The organism is Echinicola pacifica DSM 19836, assembly GCF_000373245.1.
Taxonomy (GTDB): Bacteria; Bacteroidota; Bacteroidia; order Cytophagales; family Cyclobacteriaceae; genus Echinicola; species Echinicola pacifica.
The window spans coordinates 1-24800 of sequence record NZ_KB890759.1 but is presented as its reverse complement, the minus strand read 5'-3'; the positions used below and the strand labels follow the sequence as shown (position 1 = coordinate 24800).

At 41.5% G+C, this 24800-nt stretch carries 18 protein-coding genes and 1 pseudogene; 16 read left to right on the top strand and 3 right to left on the bottom strand.

Translation table 11 applies throughout. The annotated features are described in order from the left end of the window. Positions 1 to 296: 296 nt before the first annotated feature. From B050_RS0120540 to B050_RS0120520, 5 genes are all read left to right on the top strand, one after another. Positions 297 to 1199 (top strand): hypothetical protein, encoded by a 903-nt coding sequence (locus B050_RS0120540; RefSeq protein WP_018475843.1) that lies wholly within the window; start codon positions 297 to 299, stop codon positions 1197 to 1199. Positions 1200 to 1227: 28 nt separating this feature from the next. Next, positions 1228 to 3672 (top strand): hypothetical protein, encoded by a 2445-nt coding sequence (locus B050_RS0120535; protein ID WP_018475842.1) that lies wholly within the window; start codon positions 1228 to 1230, stop codon positions 3670 to 3672. A gap of 73 nt (positions 3673 to 3745) precedes the next feature. Further along, positions 3746 to 5818 carry a polymorphic toxin type 4 domain-containing protein gene (locus B050_RS0120530; protein ID WP_018475841.1) on the top strand — a complete coding sequence of 691 codons (2073 nt, stop codon included), beginning with the start codon at positions 3746 to 3748 and terminating at the stop codon, positions 5816 to 5818. A gap of 344 nt (positions 5819 to 6162) precedes the next feature. Next, complete coding sequence (locus B050_RS0120525; RefSeq protein WP_018475840.1) at positions 6163 to 8439, top strand: glycosyltransferase family 4 protein; 2277 nt, start codon at positions 6163 to 6165, stop codon at positions 8437 to 8439. Further along, positions 8436 to 9464, top strand: coding sequence for a glycosyltransferase family 4 protein (locus tag B050_RS0120520; protein ID WP_018475839.1), 1029 nt, complete (start codon positions 8436 to 8438; stop codon positions 9462 to 9464). Before B050_RS0120525 ends, B050_RS0120520 begins: the two co-directional genes overlap by 4 nt. Here the strand turns inward: B050_RS0120520 and B050_RS0120515 are convergent. Continuing rightward, positions 9453 to 10913, bottom strand: a complete 1461-nt coding sequence (locus B050_RS0120515; RefSeq protein ID WP_018475838.1) for a glycoside hydrolase family 130 protein — start codon at positions 10911 to 10913, stop codon at positions 9453 to 9455. The genes B050_RS0120520 and B050_RS0120515 overlap by 12 nt on opposite strands. A 1047-nt stretch (positions 10914 to 11960) precedes the next feature. Between B050_RS0120515 and B050_RS0120510 the strand changes: the two genes are divergently transcribed. The 5 genes from B050_RS0120510 (at position 11961) to B050_RS0120485 (ending at position 17905) form a co-directional block, all read left to right on the top strand. Then, entirely contained in the window at positions 11961 to 12338 is a 378-nt protein-coding gene (locus tag B050_RS0120510) for a PH domain-containing protein (RefSeq protein WP_018475837.1), read from the top strand. A 414-nt stretch (positions 12339 to 12752) separates the two neighbouring features. After that, positions 12753 to 13433, top strand: coding sequence for a hypothetical protein (locus B050_RS0120505; RefSeq protein WP_018475836.1), 681 nt, complete (start codon positions 12753 to 12755; stop codon positions 13431 to 13433). 301 nt (positions 13434 to 13734) lie between these two features. Further along, positions 13735 to 15324, top strand: a complete 1590-nt coding sequence (locus B050_RS0120500) for a DUF4127 family protein (RefSeq protein ID WP_018475835.1) — start codon at positions 13735 to 13737, stop codon at positions 15322 to 15324. A gap of 332 nt (positions 15325 to 15656) precedes the next feature. Beyond that, complete coding sequence (locus B050_RS0120495) at positions 15657 to 16439, top strand: 3-keto-disaccharide hydrolase (RefSeq protein ID WP_083923313.1); 783 nt, start codon at positions 15657 to 15659, stop codon at positions 16437 to 16439. 224 nt (positions 16440 to 16663) lie between these two features. Beyond that, positions 16664 to 17905: a glycoside hydrolase family protein gene (locus B050_RS0120485; protein ID WP_018475832.1), complete on the top strand. Its 1242-nt coding sequence runs from the start codon at positions 16664 to 16666 to the stop codon at positions 17903 to 17905. 74 nt (positions 17906 to 17979) lie between these two features. Here B050_RS0120485 and B050_RS0120480 read toward each other — a convergent pair whose 3' ends face one another. Beyond that, positions 17980 to 18186, bottom strand: a complete 207-nt coding sequence (locus tag B050_RS0120480; RefSeq protein ID WP_018475831.1) for a CsbD family protein — start codon at positions 18184 to 18186, stop codon at positions 17980 to 17982. 46 nt (positions 18187 to 18232) lie between these two features. Further along, a complete protein-coding gene (locus B050_RS0120475) occupies positions 18233 to 18481 on the bottom strand; it encodes a DUF7218 family protein (protein ID WP_018475830.1) in 249 nt (82 codons plus the stop codon). Between the two features lie 811 nt (positions 18482 to 19292). Here B050_RS0120475 and thrS point away from each other — a divergent pair. The 6 genes and pseudogenes from thrS to B050_RS0120440 form a co-directional block, all read left to right on the top strand. Next, positions 19293 to 21242 carry a threonine--tRNA ligase gene (gene thrS, locus B050_RS0120470; RefSeq protein ID WP_018475829.1) on the top strand — a complete coding sequence of 650 codons (1950 nt, stop codon included), beginning with the start codon at positions 19293 to 19295 and terminating at the stop codon, positions 21240 to 21242. 90 nt (positions 21243 to 21332) lie between these two features. Then, the gene (gene infC, locus B050_RS0120465) at positions 21333 to 21884 is read left to right on the top strand and encodes a translation initiation factor IF-3 (RefSeq protein WP_018475828.1); all 552 of its coding nucleotides are present in this window, start codon (positions 21333 to 21335) and stop codon (positions 21882 to 21884) included. Between the two features lie 22 nt (positions 21885 to 21906). Further along, positions 21907 to 22101, top strand: a complete 195-nt coding sequence (rpmI, locus tag B050_RS0120460; RefSeq protein WP_018475827.1) for a 50S ribosomal protein L35 — start codon at positions 21907 to 21909, stop codon at positions 22099 to 22101. A gap of 93 nt (positions 22102 to 22194) precedes the next feature. Then, positions 22195 to 22539, top strand: a complete 345-nt coding sequence (gene rplT / locus B050_RS0120455) for a 50S ribosomal protein L20 (RefSeq protein ID WP_018475826.1) — start codon at positions 22195 to 22197, stop codon at positions 22537 to 22539. 1156 nt (positions 22540 to 23695) lie between these two features. Then, on the top strand, positions 23696 to 24124 hold the full coding sequence (locus B050_RS23600; RefSeq protein WP_169336273.1) for a hypothetical protein: 429 nt from the start codon (positions 23696 to 23698) through the stop codon (positions 24122 to 24124). A 5-nt stretch (positions 24125 to 24129) separates the two neighbouring features. After that, positions 24130 to 24800 (top strand): annotated as a pseudogene (locus tag B050_RS0120440) (hypothetical protein); the annotation flags it as partial.

Genomic DNA, 24800 nt, shown 5'->3' with positions numbered 1-24800 from the left:
TAAGTGGGTACTAAATCATACTGATCGACCTGTATAGGTACTCAAGTAAAAATATATGTCAGACCCCTAGATCGGTTAGGGGAAAGTTATATTATGATAATGGAAAATCCCAGTAAAAAAAGGTTATATTACTAGAAGTGCTTAATATTTAGATGATTATAGGTTTTTTTTGTAGTGTTTTTTGGATTTTTTCTTGAGTTAGTATCCTACAGAAAATAGGCGTTTTTGCTTGTGTTAAAGGATGATATGTTCTTTAAATCAAATGATTTTATTCATTTAATTTAAATCCTATAATTATGGGGAAGATAAAACTAAAGTTGTGTATTCATGAAACCTCAGCAGCCCTTCCAAATCTTATGGTCACCTGGTTTGGAACACCCCTGAGCCTGGTACCTGAGGAATACTTAGATTCCTCCAAGTGGGAGATCCTCAGGAAGTCTAATTGGAAAGGGCTGAATGCCATTAGAATAGGCTCTGCATATACCAAAGAAGACGGCTATGCGCAGATGGAATATGATTCAAAGAGACTGGCGGCTGATCCAAGCTTAAACCTATGGTATATAATTCAAAGTCCTGAGATAGCAGGGGCAAAATCTTGCAGTCAGGTTATTCATGCTTCTTGTCAGCTCATTGTAAATCCCTCAGAGTATGAGGAATCGGAGGTTCGTGTGCCGATGGAGCTTTACAATGACTTTGGCTTGGGGACAAATCTTGCGCCAATAATCGACTCTCAGCGGTCTTCGGAGGACTTATACCTACAGCTTAAGAAGGTGGAGACTGGCCTGAAGGTGGTGGGAGCGGACAATACAGGGATTTTTTCCAAAGCCTATAATAAGGACCTTCAAAAGTCCAAAGAACGAAAAGAGAAAGCTTTTGGGCGTATAGCAAAGCCACATTCCTTCCGGGTTCCAGTATCTCTAAAAGACAAGTCCTCCTCCGAAAACCTGAAAGACGCCATCATATATGATGAACGATCAAAATCCATCATCCTCCGCGAGGGTGGCTTGCCGCTAAGATTTGAGGCCATAGCGAGGATTTCGAAAAAAGAGATGTCTCCAAAAGATAAAAATAAACCAGTGATCCTCATCAATAAGGAAACAGGGAGATTTCAGGTTTCATTACCAAAAGTGCCTGATAACCTGGAGCTTTCAGAAACCATGCCAACGAAATTATATCAGTTTGCCCAAGGCAGAAAGTAGTTTTTAGCCACCTTTAAAGGAAAAGAAAATGAGTGAAAATGTCTCAAATATTATTCAGAAAATACTTGGGGAGGACGATCTATTTAAAGGCGCCAGTCAAAGCACCTTGGATGATATTACCTTTCATGATTTTGCTAAGTATGAATTCCTCCTTAACCCACAGGATTCACTAAAATTGGATTTGAGCCCTCTCTCGGAGGAGGGGCTGAAGTATATCAATGATCTGGAAGCTTCTGGATCCAGCTTTGCGGTATTGGAATATATGGCCGATCTGCTGGTGCGGCTGGAGGCTCGTGTACGGCGGGGATGTGAAGATGGCCTGCCCTCTTCCAATCGGATCAATACTATAATTGTATTTACACCGGAGGGTATATTCACTAAGATCCTCAAGCCTCTTTATACCATTCACCGGCGACTCATCCGTAAAATCGTGGATTTGGATAGAGAATTCCCCAATTACCTTGATAACTTCCTCTATAATTCGATCAGGAGCACCCTCCAAAACATAGATTTCACCCCGGTGTTTATAGATGATGACAGGCCTCATTATGCACGCCCTATCTTTGATTGGGTGGCTTTTATAGAGGGAGTTTCCTTAAAAGCACATCATTTTGACTTAGAATCTTCTTTAGAATTTCCATTTGAATTTTATCCGGAGGGATCGGTCAATGTGGGAATTTCCTTGGTGTATCGTCAGCGGTGGAAATCCATTGGCACCCAGCCAGGTGAGATCATTAAGACGATTCCTCTTGGCCCCGGCCAATCCGAAAAAATAATCACCACGATAAAGACCCGCAAAAAATCGGTAACGAAAACGGAGGATTTGGAAGAATCAGAAACTTCCAATGAGGATTCGGATAGCTCAAAAGACTCCACCGAAGTGGTGGCTGCAGCAGCAAGCAATGAAAATTGGAGCTTATCTGCAAGTGCGAGCTATGGTGTCGGTGGATTGGGGTTTGGGGCGAGTGCTTCCGGAGAAATGGGTGGGTCAAAGGAGCAGAGCAGCAAGGATACCAGCGCTGCCCTAAGCGAGAAGATGAAGAAAACGGCCTCCAAAATGCGCCGCCAGTCCAAGGTGTCTGTCACCACCGAGACAGAGTCAGAATATGAGGAGTCAGCGACCTCACAGGTAAGCAATAAAAATGATGAAGTGGCCCTTACTCTTCAGTACCATATGCTGCAGCATCAGTATGATGTCTATACTTATCTGTTTTCAGTGAAGAATTGCATTTTTATAGCCGAAAAAATCCCTGCTCCCTATGAGGTGAATGTGGACTGGGTACGGAGATATGATTGGATTATAGCGGAGGAGCTGATCAATGAATCGTATCGTAAAACTTTAAATGAGCTTATTCAGGACGAGGATGTAGATTCTCTAGTATCCTTCTCCGGGCCAGGAAATGAATATTCCAAAATGGTGGCTAAGGTAAACGAAAAATTTGCCTCTTTTAATTCTCCTGCCAATCTGGATGGCCTGGGAGGCCTAAATATGCCGGATATCTATGCAGAGCCTCAGCGGCAATATGATGCTTTCCGAAAAGAAGAGCAGTCGCGCCAGAAAGCACAGAAAATCCGGGACCTTCGGCGTGGTAGATTATTGACCCATATCCGGGATAATATCCTGCATTATTGTCGAGCAATATGGGCTAGAGAAGATGCGGAGCAAAGGATGTTTAGGTATAAAAAAGAGGGAAGAACAGTCCCCATTCAGTGGGAAGGCCCTTTAGTTGAGGACCAAGCTTCAGCTCAGTTATATGAGCCTACCACTGTGCGAGCCTCCATGCAGGACTTGATCAGTGATATTACTCCTATAGGATTCACGGGAAACTATGTGGTTTTTGAGCTAGCGCCTACCGATGGTGATTCGCAGGAGGAAGTAGGGATAGAGGTCGATACACCCACGGGCAGCATAAAACTGCCGCTGCAAGAGGTGCTCAATATGCTCAGAAGTGAATACACCAATGACGAAGGCACCGGCTTGGAGGATCCTGCATTTGGGTATTTTCTGAAAGAAGCCAATAGCCTTGACCCGGGAGCATTAAGCAGCCTTGATGAAGATATTATTCTTGATTTCCAATCCTTTCTCCCACATCTCCACGATCAGCTATTTGACCAAAATGGGGAATTACTTAGAAATCCCGACCAGAGTTTACAATACAGCATCTCTACTCGGGAATGGGCGGAATATTTGTTTAAGAAAAATGCAACCAGGCGTTTCCTGGTAGATTCTAATAACCTGTACATCAGCCTTGTGCTAGGAGATGGAGTGGCCTTAGAACCCTTCAAAAGAGCGCATCGATATATTGATGTATTGACTGCAGATCAGCTGCGCATAGCTGAAGAACTGAAAAATGAGCGTAGAGATTTATTGAAAAACACCTCTAATAATTTTGATCCCGATATCACCAAGGTGGTGGTGGCAGGAGGCACCAGAGTCGATGATATTGTCGGCGGTGAACTGGATACCAATTAATACTTCAAGGGGCTGAACGATCCTAGTCGGTTTGGCCCTTTAAATTGCTCATGCATCCAAAAAGAATGGATAGATGCCAGAAAACTTTCCAGTAGTAAATAGACCCCATACGGTAAAATACCAAGTCAGTGGCTCGGGTTTTTTGCAGGAATATACTGTCCGGACGATCGATGGGGTATTGCATATTAGAACAGAAATAACGGCCTCCTCAAAAAGAAAAAGTTTCGAAGCCCGGCTAAAACGGCTTATTACCCTAAGGCCAGAAGCCTTTCATGCCTCTCATATGGTGGGGGCGGGATTTGGGAGAGAAAATAGATATGGAATTTATTGGGCACCCTCGGAAATCAACCTTGAATATCAAAACTCAGGCATAGAAAAAAGGATTCGAGAATTGAGGGATTTGAAGGATCGCAGGTATAAGTTGTTTGTGAAAATGGAGGGCAAAACCGTCCCGGGAACCCGGATCCTCCGCGAGGTGATTTACCAGCTCGAACTGCTCGATACCAGAAATATAAGTAGGAGCCCTGTCAAGGTCTATGAAGCTTCCATCAATATCGAGTACAATATGGAGGCGATAAGGAGTAAGGATATAAAAAACGCCGTACGGAAAATCAATATTCCCAATCCAGAAAAATTTTCCGGCTGGGGAGAAATTGAGCGATTTCTCTCGCCTGTATCAGAGAAATCAAAGGCGATCAGCGATAAAGGACTGGAGGATAAGGCAGAAAAATCAGCAAAGAAGTCCAGTAAAACTCCCAAGGAAGAAAAGCCCAAAAGTAAGAAAGCAGGCTCCACGAAATCCACGAAGAAGATAGAAGAAATCAAGGTAATCGAGGATAAAAGTGAAGATGATCAGTCAGAAAATAAGGTAAAGAAAAAGAAAAAAAAGACTAAGAAAGCTAGGAAAAAGCAGAGGGGCAAGAAGGGGAAGGCCGCCCAAGCCTCAAGTAAGGAGATTACAGGGAAGGGAACAGCAGAAAAAGGCTTAGCGCAAAGAGGCAAAGCTGAAAAGGCTAGCCAAAATGCCTCCAAAGCTAAGCCCATTCCTAAAGCGGAAAAGCTAATTATTACAAAAGCCATCAATGGACCTGAGCCAGCGAAACCCAGTGCTTCCGCAGGCAAAACGGTGGCTCATGTGGGAACAAACTTATCCTCAGCACCCAAAGTATTTGGCCCAAGCACCAAGGCCTCAGATGGGATGACTTTCCTCATCCAAGCGGCAATAAGTATTAATGGTCGGACGATAATTAATAGAGAAAAAGATAAGGCTTTGAAGGCTTATACCAAGCGTGCAAATGAAATGGAAATGCTTCAGATGCAAGGCCAATACGTGTCCGTGGTCATGGTGATGATACAGCCAAATTCTGACCTGGTGTCCTATTATAAATCACAGGCTCAAAGCCCTCCCGTGCCTTTGAGGTTTTCTCATTGGCAGATCACCCATGCCAAAAATAGAAACAACCTGGGAGTTGGTGCCAATCGTACCTATGCAGTGCCTCCAGGCAAACAGGTCACCAAAAGCCGAAGGAAGGCCCCGACCTATGTCCCCAAAAACCACCATTATTTATCGGCGGCTCCCATGATCTTTTACCCTCAGGTGTTCAACTTTTCATCTGATTTTACGGGGATCTACCGACCCCTTAAAACCATGGATAGTCGTCTGGATGTAAATAATGAATACCTAAATAGAGAATTGGCTATCGTGAGAACTAAAGGCTTCATGATAAAATTTCTTATGAATAGGTCTTCTTTTCTCCATGGCTGGGATCCCATTTACCTAGAGTCCGGGCAAGTTAAAATGATCTCGGATTTGGGAATTACTATGGCATTGATAAAAAATAAAAATCAGAAAAAATTTGAAAGGACAGGTGTACTTGATTTTGAAACTGCCAAAATATACACTGGCGATAGTAGTATAAATTTCCTGGTTAATTATGCCGATAATTCATTTTCAACTAATACCAAAGCCTCTCAGTTCAAATACATCGCTTCCACTGAGCCTGGCAAACCTTCTATTTTGCTAGAGAGCTTCCCCAATGGCGGCCAACTTATATGGGTGGCAGAATCTCTCAACCAGCAAAAGTCGGAGGCTGTTCGTAATATTCTGATGATTATAGAAAATGAATATACTTATACCAGCAAATAATTGATGGCGGGTAGCATAGGCTTAGCTGAAATTAATTACCCACCTAAGTTTTAGCTTATTATCTGTGGTTTTCCAAGGGCTGAATAGCTAAAGTAGGGAGTCATTTATCAGCCTCTAAAGGTGGGGTATATGTAAGATTTTCCAATAGATCTATAAGATATATCAGTATAAAAAAGGATAATTTTATTTCTTGTCAAATATTCAATTTTTTCCGGAAACAGGGTTAAGAGATGTTCTTATGAACTGCTACTTTTCTGTACTGATTTGAGGCAAGATAAATAGATAATTCAAGCTTGGCAGGGTCCTAAAACGTATTTTCTGACTTCAGCCACAATCAAAAAAAAATGAAACTAGCCTATATAGGGAGCTATCCGCCACGCGAATGCGGGATAGGAACCTTCACCCAGAACCTAACCAAATCCATGTTAGGAATAGATGAACTTGGGGTGGAGCAAAATGAAATAATGGTCGTTGCTATGAATGATGGCAACCAGAAGTACGCCTATCCTAAGGAAGTAAAGCATCAAATCCGCCAGGAATATCAAACCGATTATGTAGAAGCAGCCAATTTTATAAACCTCAGCGGCTCGGATATATGCATATTAGAGCATGAGTTTGGGATATATGGCGGGAATAGCGGAATGTATATTCTGCCCTTACTGCATCGGTTGGAGATACCGTTTATCGTCACACTTCACACCATCCTGGAATCCCCCTCGTATAATGAGAAGGCTATTCTCAAAGAAATCTGCAAAATGGCTGACAAAGTGGTCGTAATGAGCCATAAGGCCATCCTCTTTTTAACCACCATATATGATGTCACCCAGGACAAAATTGAGATGATAGAACATGGAGTTCCTGATATCTATTTTGATCGGGTGGATGCAAAGGCAGCTTTTAAGCTTACTAAGAAAAAACTAATCCTCACTTTTGGGTTTATTGGTAGAAATAAAGGAATAGAAACGGTGATCCATGCCCTCCCGGAGGTGATCAAAAATCATCCCGACGTGCTCTATATCGTACTAGGAAAGACCCACCCCAATGTACTTCGACATGCTGGTGAAGAGTACCGAAACTTCCTGCAGCAACAAATAAAAAACCTCAACTTGCAGTCGCATGTGCTGATGCTCAACGAGTTTGTCGGAGAAGTGGAGCTATTTAAATACCTGAGTGCCTGTGATATCTATATTACTCCCTATCTGAATGAGGCGCAGATTACCAGTGGCACCTTATCCTATGCGATGGGCGCTGGCTGTGCGGTGGTTTCTACTCCCTACTGGCATGCGGCCGAGCTGCTTACCGCCAATAGAGGCAGGCTTTTCGACTTTAACCAGCCACATGAACTATCACAAATATTAAATCAACTTTTCGATCATCCTGAGACGCTCAAGGAGATCCAAGCCAATGCTTATAAATATGGCAAAAATGTGACGTGGCCCAAAATAGGCAAAAAATACCTGCATCTTTCTCATGACCTACTGGCATTTCCAAAGCAGAAAAAAGACAAGAAGGAAACGGCCATCGACTTATTTCTATTGCCTCCATTTTCCCTTACCCATATCAAGAGACTGACCGATGATACAGGAATTATTCAGCATGCAAAGTTTGGTATTCCGAACTTGAAAGAAGGCTATTGTCTGGATGATAATGCCCGTGCGCTTCTGATGGTGCTCATGTCTTATAAGCAGCAGAAAGATGAAACCGCCCTGCAATTTATGCCTATATACCTCAGCTATATTCATTATATGCAGAATAAAGACGGGAGCTTCAGGAATTTCCTGAGTTTCAACCGTAATTTTCTAGATGAGGTGGGCTCAGAGGATTCCTTTGGACGCACAATCTGGGCTTTAGGTTACTTGATTGGTAATGCGCCAAATGACGCTTATTATCAAACGGGGAAATTAGTGTTTTTCGATGCTGTGCCGTATTTCGAAACCTTAAAATCCATCAGAAGTATTGCCAATACGATAATAGGGATTAGCTATTATTTGAAGACAAATCCTTCTGATGAGCATATGATCGAGGTATTGAAGAGGCTCACCGATAAGCTTATCCACCAATATGACCTCAATCAATCTGAAACCTGGAAGTGGTTTGAGTCATTGCTGGCATATGATAATGGGATGCTGCCGCTATCGCTCTTGCATGCGGCGCAGCATTTACCAGATGGCCGAATTAAGGAAGTGGCCATGATCACGATGGAATTTCTGGAGGAGCATACCCTGAACGATGGCACACTATCGGTCATCGGTAATGACAAATGGTACCGTAAGGATGGGGAGCGCTCGTTTTTTGCCCAGCAGCCCATCGATGCCATGGCTATGGTATTGATGTTTCATCAGGCTTTTTTACTTACAGGAAATAAGGACTATTTAAATAAACTCTTTGATTCGTTTATGTGGTTTTTAGGTGAAAATGACCTTAGACTTAGCCTATATGACTTCGAAACCAAAGGTTGCTGTGATGGATTCGAAAACTACGGCATCAATAGGAATCAAGGAGCAGAGAGTTCCCTTGCTTACCTTATTTCGCATCTTACGGTGCTGGAAGCCTATGAGGAATTTTATCAGGCAGATGTAAATAATGTCTCTAAGAAGGGCATTAGCCTACAGAAAATATGAGAATAGCGGTATTAGCACCCATAGCTTGGCGGACTCCGCCTATCAGCTATGGGCCTTGGGAGCAGGTCGCTTCCACCATTACGGAAGGAATGGTCAATAAAGGGCATGAGGTTCGGCTGTTTGCCAGCGGAAATTCCATTACCAGGGCCAAACTAGAGTCGGTATGTAGCCTCCCCTATGAGATGGATCCATCCAGTGATCCTAAGGTGCTGGAATGCCTCCATATCAGCCATTTGATGGAGCAGGCGGAAGATTTTGATATTATTCATAATCATTTTGACTTCCTTCCTCTGACGTATTCCAGGCTTATCAAGACGCCGATGATCACGACCATTCATGGTTTTTCCTCCGCCAAAATTCTCCCGGTTTATAAGAAGTATAATGATTCGGTGGCCTATATTTCTATATCTAATTCGGATAGAAGCAGGGAATTGACCTATATGGATACGATCTATCATGGTATAGATCCGGAGTTATTTACTTTTCGTGCGGATAAGGAGGATTATTTGGTGTATTTCGGTCGAATCCACCCGGACAAAGGCCTTGATAAAGCAATTACCATTGCCGAGCAATCCAATCTACCTCTAAAAATAGCGGGGCTGATCCAGGATCAATCCTACTTTAAATCGCAGATTGAACCTAAGTTAAATGACAGTACTATCAACTATCTAGGGAATTTGGGGAAAAAGGAGCGGGACCAATTATTGGGTGGGGCTAAGGCATTGTTGCATCCTATCTCGTTTGAGGAGCCTTTTGGCTTGAGTGTGTTGGAAGCGATGATGTGCGGCACGCCGGTTATTGCCTTTGCCAGAGGCAGTATGCCCGAACTGATAATGGAGGGCAGGTCAGGCTTCCTGGTGGATACCATAGCGGAGGCTGTGCTGGCGGTGGACAAGCTAGATGAGATCTATCCAGCAAATTGCAGGGCCCATGCCGAAAATAATTTTAGCAGGGCCCGTATGATTTCCTCCTATGAAGACGCATACAGGAAAACCATCGCAAAAGCACAAAATTTAGCTCAATAGGGCTGTGAAAAGCTCCTCCAGATCTATCACCGCATAGGTGGAAGAATAATCCGACACGGCGTAGGGAAGGATCAGGCTATCATTATGGATCAATGAGCCGCAGGAATACACGACATTGGGCACATAGCCATTACGCTCCTTCTCCAGGGGAATAAGCAGTGGCTCCTGAAGTCTTCCTATTTCAAGAGAAGGATCATCCAAGTCAAATAATGAGGCGCCGATGCTGTATCGGCGCATAGGGCCTACACCATGGGTGATGATGAGCCATCCTTTTTTGGTCCATAGGGGAGAGCCACAATTGCCGATTTGGGTAAATTCCCAAGTGTATTTAGGCTCTTGGATGCGCTGAGGATTGTTCCATAAGGTGACCCGGTCGGAATACATCAGGTAGTTGTTGACACCATCGATTCGTGAGAGCATGGCATATTTCCCTTTGATTTTTTGGGGAAATAAAGCTAAGTTTTTTCCCTGCGCACCATTTCCATGAAGCGGCATGATGCGGAAAGTATAGAAATCCTCGGTGGAAATTAATTTAGGCAGGATCGTATGGCCATTATAGGCCGTATAAGTTGCGTATATCTTGGTGCTCTGATCGTCCTCGGCAAAGCGCACAAATCGTGCATCCTCTATGCCATTGGACTCGGATTCAGAAAGTGGGAAAATCACCCTTTCGGTAAGGTCGGAGTCTTTGTGAAATTGGATATCATAAAAGGAATCCACTAGCCAGGTCATTTCCTCGAGAGCATGTTTTTGTGAAATGGATATTTCCTGACTGTTTAGAAAATCTGAAATGGCTTTTTTAAGGACATAATACTCGAAGCGATCAGGAAGTTTATCCATGATGCTTTTGGTGTATTGCTCACTTATTTGCATGCCTTGCAGCCTTTTGATGAAGCGCTGCTTATTATAAAGTTGCTTATGGGTAATTTCGGCGTTATCCACATATTCGCCGATTTTCGTCAGGTGCAGGTTATTTTCAGCGTCCAGGATCGCTCTTCGGAATACCAAAGAGGAAATATGCCCTTCACCGGTAGCTCTAAAAGAGATAATCACTCTTTTTTCGCCCTTTGCAAGGTAGGTCTGGTCAAAGTCCTCAATCATGGAAGGGTTAAAAAAAGCGGCCGACTCCAAGGAATACTCCATGGTGCAATAGGAGCCGATAAGCATCTTTTGCTCATCCGAAAGGCTGTCAAATTTGATGTCCATGCCTTCGATTATCCCACGGATATTATTACAATGCTTATAGAATAATCGGGAGATATTTCTATGCCGACTGGCAAATTCCCTAAGGGTCTGCTCCAGGGCTTGGCTTACCTGGGCTTCATTCATAAGAAAAATCCTGCTAAGTAGGTTTCTGGTACGAACATCTCCATTCATAAAAAATCGGGCCACCACCCGACTGGAGTCAGGCACGAAGCTTATATTTTTGCGTTGAATCGTAACTCTCATTGCTTTGATTATAGGGTTATAAATAGGGTTAGTTGGGAAAATATATTGGGCGTTTTATTCCACTATTACTGAGAAATTTAAAAAAGAAAGCCCTTTACCCTTTGAAGCTTTCCCGATTCCAAGCTTAAAGTTGGAAGGATTTTGCAAAGCGAGCCTTACACCTTGGAATGGAAGACTTATAGAATTCCCACCTGTAAAATCTACCAATTATTAGGGCCGTAATCCCTCATATTCATCTTAATCCTTCTTTATCTAAGTGAAAATACCCTAATCATGGTATTTTTAGAAAGGGTAATTAGGAGCATCTTGCTTAAGGAAATAGTTTTGGGAAATCAATAGTCTAATTTTTGTCGATGCAAACAGCATTCACTTCCATATCGCAGCCTATATTAAGGAGAAGAATTACTCAATTCTTGCTGTTTCTGGGGATATTTCTATTCGCTGTCCAGTTATCAGCTCAGACAGTTTATATCACTCGTACGGGAGCTAAGTACCATAAAGAAAGTTGTCGCTACTCTAAAACGGCCTGGGCTTCAGATCTGGCGGAAGCCAAAAAAAGAGGCTTAACGGCATGTCTGGTGTGTAAACCCTCCTCAACAATGAGCCAGTCATCCACGATCACTCCCTTGGTAAAAAGTCAAAATAAACCTACTGCTACAGCGGCAAAAAGTCCTGCAAGTACTTCCAAACCCTCAATAAATGGGATCAACAAGCCAGTTGTACCGCAGACCAACAATGGCCAATGCCGGGCATTTACCCAAAAAGGTACCAGATGCTCTCGAAAATCAGATTCGACAAGCAATTATTGTTGGCAGCATAAGAAGTAGCTATTGAGGCTTTATTTTTGTTATGTAAATCTGATCCTTAAAACCAGTTTAGGCATTCAAATGGTATAGCCTCTAGGGGACGGATAGGAAAATGCGTATCTAAGTGATCAATGGATTAATTTTATGAGAAAGTCAGGTCTATCTATCTAAAATCTATCTGTTTCGGTCTGAATTGCCATATTATTATTATTTATTATTTATTAATCTTAAACCAATTAAAATGGGATTATTCAATAAAATACTGGGAAATGCCAGTGAGGTATCGGTAGAAATGCTTACACAAAAGTATGGCAGATTACTCATGGACAATGAGGAGATAGAACTAGGGTTTAAATTAATAAGGGATACGTTTATGTTCACCAATAAGCGGCTCATTTTGGTGGATGTTCAGGGGATTACGGGGAGTAAGGTAGAGTATAAGTCGATTCCTTATAAGAGTATTTCCAGATTTTCACTGGAGACAGCAGGATCCTTTGACTTAGATGCTGAGCTTAAGATTTGGATATCCAGTGAGAGCATTCCCTCTGTGAGCAAGAGGTTTAACAAAAGCATTGATGTGTATGAAGTCCAAAAATTCCTTTCTACCAAAGTAATGTAGAAAATAGGAACTTTTATTCAAATTAAGCGGACTTCCTGAAGGATAAGCCACTGCCATTTAACCCCAAGTCAAAAGGCATAACTAAATGGAGGTAAGACCTATTCCTAAGTGGTATTATTTTTTTTACTTTCTTCGAAAGAGATTTTTAAGCATTTTTCTTAGGTTGCGTGGTAGAGCAGATTATGAGGCTAACGGTAAAATTTATGATATGAAAAACCTGATTTGAGGGATGTTTTTATAGTTGCCTATAAATTTTTAGTGAAAATTATAATGATTTAACTGTTTAATAATCAGAGTTTTATTTGGTTTTTTTACCTTAAATAGATAGAAAACGCTATCTTGAATATAGGTTAGAAAAATAGCAGCAATATTGCCTTTTTTTCAGCGATTGATAATCATAAAAAACTTATCAACATGAAATATAAGCTTCTTTCATTACTCCTCATTTCCCTTTCATTTTGCCCCACACTTTTTGCTCAGGGTAGGGATCATATCAAAAGCCAAATAGAACGATGGGGTGAATGCAAAAACGTAGCCCTGACCTTGACGGGTGGGGATGTGGCCTTATATGGCAAGAATGGCTGGGCCGCCAGCTCTGTGCCCACAGGAATGTCCGATGCGTTGAACGAACTCAATGGGGACGATAGGTTGATCGATGATGTGCAGCTTACCGAGGAGGGGAGTTGGTTGATCTTATATGGGGATAATGGTGTGAGATGGTATGATATCCCCTCGGGATTGGAGGATAAGATTCGTATAATGAATGATAATGATGAGGTTATCACCTCGATTACCTTTAATGATTTGGGGGACTGGATTATTATTTCCCAGGAAAATATCTCTGCTTCCTCTACCGGGATTTATTCATGGATTCAGGAAGGGTTGGATAAATTTGGGGCTTTATGGGCGGCTCACCTAACTGATGATGGCATAGTATTATGCTATTCGGAAGGATATCGCTTCTATGGAAACGTGCCAGATCGTCTCAAAAACAAATTGGAGGAAACCAACTTGGATGTATATAGGGTGAAATTCCTAAGCGATGGGGCTTACTTCATAGCGGATAGGGAAGGCGGTTTTGCCTATTATTTTTAGTAGCACTGATCATTATAGGGTCGAGAGAAGGCAAGCAGGGATTTCATTTTTTGTCAAAGGCCCTGACTATCAGTAGGAATCCTGCTTTATTTGCATACTACATTCAGCACCTGACCGGTACAATAAAGATAAATTGCGGATGTTTATACAAATCTTGCCTTAAAACTTGGATAAACAGCGTCTTAACCTTATTCTTACATCAGGAATTCATTGCCTAAACAGTCTTCCAATAATGGTGGTGTTAAAAGTTAATTATAAAGTAATTTTTTAGGAAAGAAGATAGTTTAAAATTCAATTTAGAATGGTCTGGACTCGGGTGAAGCGGCTAGTAGGATTAATTATGCTTTTAGGAACCACAACAGGTTTCTTTGCTCAGGCGCAGGAAGTAAAAAACATTCTTCTAATCCCCTTGGACAACAGGCCTCCCTGCCTCCAATTCCCAGTTCATATGGCCTCCATTGCAGGTCTCAACGTACTGAGTCCTCCGGATTCTCTATTAGGAAACCTCCAGGATGCCGGGCAACCAGAGCGTATTGCTCAGTGGGTTCTTGAGCAGGATCTAAGTGAATTTCATGGGCTGATAGTGGTCGGGGATATGCTGGCTTATGGAGGCCTGGTGGCCTCGCGAAAACCTGATAAAAGCTTGTCTGAGGCGCTTTCTAACCTTTCACTAATCGATTTTTTGCATAAGGAATATCCTGAATTACCACTTTATGCCCAAAGTGTAATCATGCGGCTGGCGCCCACCGCCGATGGCAGCAATGAGGCCTATCGGGAAAACCTCGCAGAATGGGCGAGTCTGCAAGGTAATAACTCTGACTCCGCGAAGATGCGAGAGGAAATATTGCTAAATCTAATCCCCAAACCTCAGTTGGAAGATTATATAAATGCGAGAAAGAGAAACCATCTCGTGAATATGCGCATGCTGGATTTGGTGAGAGAGGGAAAGATAAACTATTTGATTCTTTCACAGGACGATGCCAAGCCGCAGGGCATTCATAAAAGGGAACAAACTCAGCTCAATAAATTGACTAAGATGTGGGACCTGAAAGATCAGGTGGTCCAGCAGGCTGGTACGGATGAAGTGGCCATGCTCTTGCTAGCAAGGCTAGCGAATAAAATAAATAATACTACCCCAGGCATTCAGGTGCACTATTCCTCAGAGCAAATGAGTGAACAGGTCATGCCCTTTGAGGATCAAAGTCTAAAGAGGACCGTGAATGAATTTATTAAAAGCACCGGTAGTGTCCGGCAGGATGGAAGTACTCAGGCTGACCTGCATTTCTATATCTATACTTCCCGTGCCGATGAGCAGGAAACAGAGTATTTTATTAAGGCGATTGCCAAAGGCATTAAAAAGGGCCAACATATAATTTTGGCCGATATAGATCCCGTGGGAGATACTCAGGGAGGCGGAGAATTGCTTTCCGAAGCATTAGTTGAAAAGAGGCTTTTGTTGGAATTGGAGGGCTATGCTTCCTGGAATACCGCTGGTAATACTCTGGGGACGGCCTTGCCGCAGGGGGTTTTGAATCGTATAGCCCGGGAAAAGGGTTTTGCGGAAATGGAATATTACCAGGACTGGTTCCTGATTCACCGCTACCTCAACGACTATGTATATAATCACCTGGTGAGGAAATCCTATTCTACGGCCTTGGGGCCGGACCACCGCAATGCAAGCATATTGGATTCCATGACAGAGAAAAAGGCAGTTTCAATAGGGATAGAAGACCTAAGGCCTTACCAAGAGCTACTCAATAGACTATTAGGAGAAGACCATGACAAAAGGTATCATATTGATAGTTTAGACTTGAGTCTGCCCTGGCATCGTGCTTTTGAGGCGGAGATTGACTTCGATCTGATAGATGATTTTACGATAGGAGGATTATAACCACAAGCGCCTGGACGAAGCATTGTGAAAGGCGAAAGGAAGACCCTATAATCATTTTTTATCGGGCCGTTTGGCGGCACGTGAGCAAATACTTCCCTTAGTCCTTCCAAGAAAATTACAGTCATTAATGAATAATTTTGCGAAATTTTTATAAAAGTCTTTTTAAGATTCCTAGCTTTGAAAATCATAAATAAGCCAAATGACTTAGTGTTTTGAAAGCATGATGCGGTCCATAGCAAATCTTTTAATAGACGGATAATCGCTTTGCATTGTCTATATTGGGTATTCCAAATAACGATTAAACCTATCACTATCCTTAAGTCCAAAAACCTATGAAATGTTGTAAACCTTTATTGCTCACCGTATTAGTAGCATTGTGCTTTTATTCGAGTTCATGCCTGGCCCAGCATATCGGGGTGGGAGCCTCTCCAGAAAAGGGCGCCACGGTATTATTTGATGGATCAGAAGAGATGCTTTTAGATCAGTGGGAGTATTGGAAAGGGCCGCGCTTAGCAGCGGAGGGGCCCTTAAAGTGGCCAATGGTAAAGGATCCTGTGGATGATGGGCAGGTGGTTAGTTCAAATGACCCCGCTGCTGCAAATGGTCTTTATGGTGCTGCGGATATTGTCACCAAGGAAAAGTACAAGGATTTCCGTCTTCATATAGAGTTCCTTATTCGGAATCCAGGCGGCAATAGTGGTGTTTATCTTCAAAACCGCTATGAAATCCAGGTGCTGGATGGCGATAGCACCAGCCATGGTATGGCCGCTATCATCAACGAAAAGACCGCTCCTTATTCTGCGTATAATGGGCTGGGCAAATGGAATTCTTATGATATACTCTTCAAGGCAGCCAGATTTGATGCAGCAGGAAAGTTAAAGGACAAGGCTCGCATCACGATGTATTTTAATGGGATCAAAGTCCACGATGATGAACCCATCCAGCAAGTCTGGGGAGGACCAAATTCCGGGATTGACGGAGGTAATGATGGGGGAAAAGGGATCACGGATGTCCCCGGTGGGCTTAAACTCCAAGGAGAAGGCCATGAGGTATATTACAGAAATATATGGATCAAAAAGATGAAGCTGGATAAGAAGCCGATGAAGCTAAAATAATATCAGGTCCATAGGTCAAAGGTTTGTCTTTCCTAATAGGCTTTAGCGGAGGGGGATAAGGTGAAAATATGGGGGGGCTCAGGTTATTTAGTGGAGACCTGCTCTTAGGGATTCCCAGATCTGAAATAACTCCTTATCTATATTCCCGTACAAAAGTCAAAAAGTATTTAGATACCAATTTTAATAAAATCACAATTTAACTCCTAATAAGTATTTCAATTCCTATGAACAAATCATCTTTTCAACAGGTCGTATTTGGCAGTTTAGTATTCTCACTGCTTTTTGGGCTTAGCTTTTCCAGCTTTGGACAACTGGTGATAAAACCAGGGGCCATTGATGCCGAAATCGCTCTAGTGGATAACTTTAGAGTTCTACGCGGTCCTTCTGTTTTACATAATGATAATTATTTTGTCTGGGGAGGTTCCGTATTGAAAGGGGAGGATGGCAAATATCATATGTTCTATTCTCGCTGGCCAGCAGGGCCTGATCATGATAAATTTGGCGATGGATGGCTTTTATCCTCCGAGATAGCCCATGCGGTATCGGAATATCCAGACAGAGATTTTGAGTTTGACAAGGTGATTTTAACCAAAGACTCTTCCGGAAATCAAACCAGATGGGATGCTCAGTCGGTTCATAACCCTCATATCATGAGGTTTGACAATAAGTATTATTTATACCATACTGGTACCAATTATCCTGGTCCGCAGCCCGCAGGAAGTCCGGGAGCCAACTTGTCTAAGCGAAACCTTATTCAGCAAAGCCAGACGCTAGGGGTATCCGTATTTTACTCCTTGGATAGTCTGGAGAGAGGCGAGATCATCCGGTCAGAAACGCCCTTATTGAGTCCCAGAACTCGTGTGAAGCCAAACGACGTCTTTAATCCTAGCCCTGAAGGAACAAAAACAAAGCCTGATAATCTCATCGTGGTGAACCCTGCGATGGTTTATGATCCCATTCATAAGAAATACTTATTGATATTTAAGGGAAATATTTATATGCCTCATTGGAGAGGGGTGCATGGCATAGCAAAAAGTGATAGCCCTGCGGGACCTTTTATTCCAGAGGATTATTTTGTGTTTGATGTGAAAGATGATGAAGGCAAGTTGGTGTCTGCCGAGGATCCTTATGTATGGTACCATGAGGATAGCAAACTTTTCTATGCTGTATTCAAGGACTTCTCAGGGAGAATCACGGGGCAGGGCAAGGGTTTGGCCATTATGCATTCCAAGGATGGAGAACATTGGGAAAAAGGTGAGAATGCCCTATTTATGCCATTGGAACTGACGCTGAAATCAGGCGAGAAAGTGGCTGTAAATCGATTGGAGCGTCCTCAGCTGTTATTTGATGAGGATGGTTTACCGATAGTGCTTTATGCAGCTTGTGCAGTGGATAATCCAAATCCAGAAAAGAAGCCAGTAACCTTCAATGTGCAAGTTCCTTTGAACTCCAGCTACCAAAAATAAAAAGTAAAAATCCCCCTTCCGAATATCGAAAGGGGGATTCATTTTAGCTCTCCCTATAGTTAGCAAATCGTATATTATACGTGCTTATTGTCTGGCTCTTCAAAGATATAGCCTTTCAGCGTATCGATAGATTGGCCAGTTTTTTTCTGCAATTTACCTAGAAGTTGATCTTCCTGGCCTTCTGCATACATAAGATCATCATCGGTCAGCTCACCGTATTTCTCTTTTAGCTTTCCTTTGAGTTCGTTCCAATTTCCTTTTAATTTCAGATTGTTAGACATGGTAGTTGTATTTTGGTTAATAATAATTTTTATAATTCTCTCTTAATTAGTGCTTGCGTAGCGCCTTGATAAGTTCATCTTTACTCATCTTAGACCTACCTTCAATACCAACATTCTGAGCCTGATCATACAGCTCCTCCTTAGTCCATTCTTCATAGGACTTTGCCTTCCCGCCTTTTTTTCCTGCATCAGGAGTATTGGCGATTCTGGCTGCTTTTTCTTTACTCATCCCCTTGTCTCTAAGGGCCTCGTATTGATCGTCATTTTTGACTTGTGGTCTCCGACTACTTGCCATGGTTATTAGTGGTTAGTTTCATACTACCCCTTGCAAAGCCCATACCAAAAATTATAATAAATGAAAAATTAATACCATTTGTTGTTATTTGGTTGAAATGAATTATACTATTAATACGAATTATGTTTTACTGTATTTCTGAATAGTAAATAAAATTGGGGCAAAAGAGCGGTTGGAGAAACAATATTTTTATTCGTGAATATTCTAAAGTTTTTGTATCAGGCAATTGGATTTACTACTCATATGGAGAGGAGAAATGTAAGGTACATTAAGCTCAAAATCACCACATAGGGAATAAAGGGAGAGCTCATTTTATGATTTTGCCTTTATGATTGTCTTTGATGTATAATATAGAGGATTGGAGGGAAGGTAAAATAGGTAATTGCCAAAAGGGCATAAATCAAATTGTCCCATAATATCCCAGGATGAGGAGCTTATGGGCCTAAGATTAATGCTATGAAGAGGGAAGGGGCTAGTGACGAATCCTAAAGGCTAGGGCTTTCTGGAATGGGTATTTAGGATAGTTGACACTATCAGATTGACGGGGGAATGTGCGCATTTTAGCAGGTCTAGATATGATGTGGGGTATAAGTGATTGAAATTCTATAAGTTAAGCAGGTTCTCTGAAATTGAAAGGGGAGAATAAGGCAGGAACATAGAGCAAAAGGGGAGAATGCTGAGGTAAATCTATTATAGAAAGGAACAAAACTTTATAGACAAAGCTTTTCAATCCGTAGGCGAATTTGCATATTTGCAGACTGAATACACCTGTTTGTAAGGGTGTTTTGTTTCATAATATTTTAAAATACAAATGTCTGACCAATTAGTAAATATTACACTGCCGGATGGATCAGTGAGACAGTATGAAAAAGGAACTTCCAGCTTGCAAATCGCGCTTAGTATTAGCGAGGGTCTCGCAAGGAACGTACTTGCAGCAAAAGTAAATGGAGAAGTGTGGGATGCTGTACGACCGATAGAGAATGATTCTCAGGTGCAGCTTTTGACATGGAATGATAAGGAAGGAAAATCCACTTTTTGGCATTCTTCTGCTCACTTATTGGCAGAGGCCTTGGAGGCTTTATATCCAGGGGTGAAGTTTGGCATAGGTCCATCCATTGATACGGGATTTTATTATGACGTTGATTTTGGTGATAGGCAGATTGATGGCAGCGAATTAGAGGCCATTGAGAAAAAGATGAGTGAGCTGGCCAAGCAAAAAAATGAGTATATCCGTAAGGACATTAGCAAGGCAGATGCTATTTCTTATTTCACTGAAAAGGGAGATGAATATAAATTAGACTTGCTCGATCGCTTAGAAGATGGAACGATCACCTTCTATGAGCAGGGTGATTTTGTGGATTTATGTAGAGGTCCACATATTCCCAATACTGGTTTTGTCAAAGCAGTAAAGCTTGTCAATATTGCCGGAGCCTATTGGAGAGGGGATGAAAAAAACAAGATGCTTACCCGTATCTATGGTGTGAGTTTTCCGAAGGCTAAAGAGCTTAAGGAATATCTTGAGATGGTGGAAGAGGCAAAAAAGCGTGACCATCGTAAGCTAGGTCGTGAGCTAGAGCTATTCACATTCTCCGAAAAAGTGGGGATGGGTTTACCTTTATGGTTGCCAAAAGGCACATTACTTCGGGAGCGATTAGTGAATTTCCTAAAGAAAGCACAAGATAAGAGTGGATATCAGCAGGTGGCTACGCCTCATATTGGCCATAAGGCATTATATGAGACCTCTGGTCATTATGAAAAATACGGCAAGGATTCTTTCCAGCCTATCGCCACGCCTCATGAGGGTGAGGAATTCCTGCTAAAGCCGATGAACTGTCCTCATCACTGCGAGATTTATAAATACAAGCCAAGGTCGTATAAGGATCTTCCGATCCGCTATGCGGAATTTGGTACGGTATATCGCTATGAGCAAAGTGGGGAATTGCATGGACTCACCAGGGTAAGAGGCTTTACTCAGGATGATGCTCATATTTTCTGTCGCCCGGACCAGGTGAAGGAAGAGTTTATCAAGGTGATAGATTTGGTACTGTATGTGTTTAAGGCCTTGGGTTTTGATGATTATACTGCTCAGATATCACTTAGGGATCCGGAGAAGAAGGAAAAGTATATAGGAGAGGATGAAGCTTGGAATAAGGCAGAGGCGGCAATTGTCGAGGCTGCTGGAGAGAAGGGCTTGATTACGGTAACTGAACTGGGTGAAGCGGCATTTTATGGCCCTAAGTTGGACTTCATGGTGAAGGATGCTTTGGGCAGAAACTGGCAGCTTGGAACTATCCAGGTTGATTATCAGTTACCTGAAAGGTTCCAGCTGGAATATGTGGGAGCGGACAACCAAAAGCACCGTCCAGTGATGATACATCGTGCACCATTCGGATCTTTGGAACGATTTGTTGCGGTATTGATTGAGCATTGTGCGGGCAATTTCCCTTTATGGTTGGCGCCTGAGCAAATAAATATTTTGCCAATTTCAGAAAAGTTTATCGAGTATGCGAATGAGGTACAGCAATTGCTTGATGAGCATGAAATATCTGGATCTATTGACAATCGCGACGAAAAAATCGGTCGAAAAATCAGGGATGCAGAAGTGAAAAAAGTCCCATTTATGCTCATTGTGGGTGAAAAAGAGCAAGAAGAAGGTAAGGTTTCGGTGCGTAAGCACGGCGAAGGAGACTTGGGTAGTTTTACTCCTGAGGAGTTCGTAAAATACTTCAAAAACATTATTTCGGAATCCCTTAGTAAATAAAAATAAAAGCTAAAAAAGTTTTGGTATTTTAATAATTAAAAAAAATACCGATATTTGCAGTCAAATTCAATTTAATCAACAATAAATATTTTGAGAGGAAGAAGACCATTTAAACCGAGACAGGAAGAACCGTACAAAGTAAACTCTAAAATTCGTGCCCGCGAGGTGAGGGTAGTGGGGGATTTTGTAGATGGGGGCAACGTCGTCCTTCCTACAGAGGAAGCCATAAAAATTGCTAAGAAGCATGAACTTGATCTCGTAGAAATTTCTCCAAATGCTAGTCCACCTGTTTGTAAGGTGATTGATTATGCTAAGTTTAAATACGAACAGAAGAAAAAGCAGAAGGAAATCAAAGCCAATGCTGCTAAGACTGTTTTGAAAGAAATCCGTTTTGGTCCAAATACAGACGATCACGATTTCCAGTTTAAGCTAAAGCATGCAATCAACTTTCTTAAAGATGGTGCCAAGGTAAAGGCTTACGTTCACTTCGTAGGTCGTTCCATTGTCTTTAAGGAGCGGGGGGAAATGTTGTTATTGAAATTTGCGCAGGCCCTAGAAGAATATGGGCATGTGGAGCAGCTTCCAAAAATGGAGGGCAAGCGTATGAATATGTTTGTAGCGCCAAAAACATCCAAGAAATAATTTCAACTAATAATACAGTGTTATGCCTAAAGTAAAAACTAAATCAAGTGCAAAAAAACGATTCAAATTAACTGGATCGGGAAAAATCAGAAGGAAACATGCTTACAAAAGCCACATCCTGACCAAGAAAGAAACCAAAAGAAAGAGAAATCTTACTAAAATGGGAGAAGTTCATGAGTCAGACATGGGCCGCGTTAAAGACATGTTGAGAATTTGATTTTCTTAATTAATTCAATTTAAGGTTATTTATTCACCAGATGCTTGGTCTTAAAGTTCTTAACCGACACCAAGAGTCAAAAAATCATTTATTATGCCTAGATCAGTAAACGCAGTAGCGTCAAGAGCAAGAAGAAAGAAAGTCCTTAAGGCAACAAGAGGTTACTTCGGAAGAGGAAGTAACGTATGGACCGTAGCCAAAAACAAATACGAGAAAGGTTTACAATACGCATACCGTGATAGAAAAGCTAAGAAGAGAGAGTTCAGAAAGCTTTGGATCCAACGTATTAATGCCGGTGCTAGAGAGCACGGTATTTCCTATTCTCAACTTATGGGTATGCTTAAAAAAGCTGAAATCGATCTTAACCGTAAGGTTTTGGCTGATTTGGCAATGAATCACCCAGAGGCATTTAAAGCTGTAGTTGAAAAAGTAAAGTAAGGAGCACTAACTTACAATACCGAAAAGCCCCTCTTTTGAGGGGCTTTTTTGCTTTTTAGCCTTCCCACTTTTGAATTATTGCCTGATCCAATAGTGGCAATGAATACCTCGTACATTAGGAATAACTACTGCCTATGCGCCTACCTGCTGTTTCCTTCCTTGGGGCCGAATAGCGAGTCCAAATTTTAGTATTGCCCACCTGAAGAAAATAGGATCGGCTGAATGGAATAGGGTGGAGACTTGAGATTCGGGAATATCCCACGAGCTTATTAGGTATCGCCATTAGTGAGGCAGGACGGGATCATTGGACCTAGTTGCCTTGCATACGTCTATTTAATTATCAAAAGCAATTGAATTTAAAAGCTCATTTCTACAAGCCTATTGTATGTATAAAACTATATAGTTTCTGTATTATGCAATGTTTGTTAGAGTTTCAATAGGTTACCTTCAATATTTCAGCGATATATAAATACAAGGATTATTTTTTATTTCAACTTTTATAACCCTATCTTCATAAGAAGTATGGTTGCGGGGCCTAAAAGGATGATTTTTGAAAGTGGCCTAGCATATTTTACCAATTTTAATTTCCAGGCTTAATCCTTAGGTGGTGCATTCAGGCTAAGTTGCTTGGCTAGACCTAAGCTTTATTCCAAACATTTATATTATCAAAGAATCAACTTATTATTTAGATCAATTGTACTAAACCACAACTTCTGTTACGAAAAGCATATTGATCATTTTAATTTTACGATTGGAATTGATTTGTCTTGACAGATGACATTATTCGGTCAGAAAGCTAATTTTTTGAGCTAAACCAGCTAATTGCAGTGTAAACAACATTTACAGTACTCCTTTTTGCATATTACCATATTTGAAATGACATATAAGAAAATTGTGCATTTTAAATATAATAAAGTGTTAAATGTATCAAAATCGAAATTTATTTTGGTTTTGCGTATATCTGCGTAGGCGATTTTTAGAAAAGTACCTGAAATATCTCATTCTTTGTGAAAAGTAGCTTAAAGACTACTTGATTCAGGTACTAATCTCAGAGTAATCTCAGTAAAAGTGCAACCGCCCTAGTATTATTAACCAGATTTCATATAGGGTTATAGTGAAGTTTTTAAAGGAGCATAATAAGTCAATTATTTAATCGATGAACGTGGTAATAAGATACACATCAAGTAGTCATGGGGGATCAAGGAATGGATATTCCATGAATGCTTTTTTCAATCTCCTCGAAAGACTTGTTAATGGTAATAGTAAGGATTTTATCTTTTCCACTATTAGTATTAAGCCCTTATTATTCCCTTTGATGCAAGCTTTTGTGCTAATGCTAGTTTTCGGGAATCAGCTGTTAGTAGTCATGATAAATTATAATCCATTTGCTTTACTCACTATTTCTTTTTCACATGAGTACAGGGGACAACGTCCTTTTATCGCTATGAATGCAGATCACCGCAGCCCATACGCCTTCTATATGCATCGGTCTGCCGCAGCAGGACCGGTAGTTCTGCCAGAATTATGCGCCTTAGAGGGAATAAATTATTCAATAGATACAAAAGAAGATTATCTAAAATGCTAAGAAAAATGAAAAAGTTATTTCTAGTAATTACATGCCTTTTTTTGGTGAGCTATGCCAAGGCTCAGGTAGGGATCGGAACTATCAAGCCAAATGAGTCAGCCCAACTTGAGGTGGTTGCTAAGGATAAGGGTGTTTTAATCCCCCGTGTAAATCTAACTGGCTCTAATGATATTACGACCATTGCTAATGGTAATGTCCCGAGTTTATTAGTTTTTAACCTTACTGATAATGAGACGGTAAGTCCAGGGTTTTATTATTGGTATGGCAGCCAGTGGAGAGAACTGGCATGGAAAGGTAGCGAAGAGGGTTCGGGTAATATCGTGACCTATGATGCTGAAACGGCTTCCTTTTTTTATACGGATGAAAATGGAGAATTAATTTCTATTAGTATTTCCGACCTATTGTCTGAGTCAATTACCACACTTACAAAAGGTGAAAATGCTATTTACACTTATACCTCAGAGGATGGAACTCTCACGACCATCAATGTTTCTGAAGATGTGATCGAGAGTTTTGAGACGATCCTTAATGATGCCTCAGTAGTGAATAGACTGGTTGAAGTATTAGAAACGACCCAAGTAGGTGGAAATGTGAACTACGATGGCACTACGCTTAGTTATTTGGATAATGATGGAGTTTCCCACAGCACCAGTTTTACGACGATAGTACAGGATAA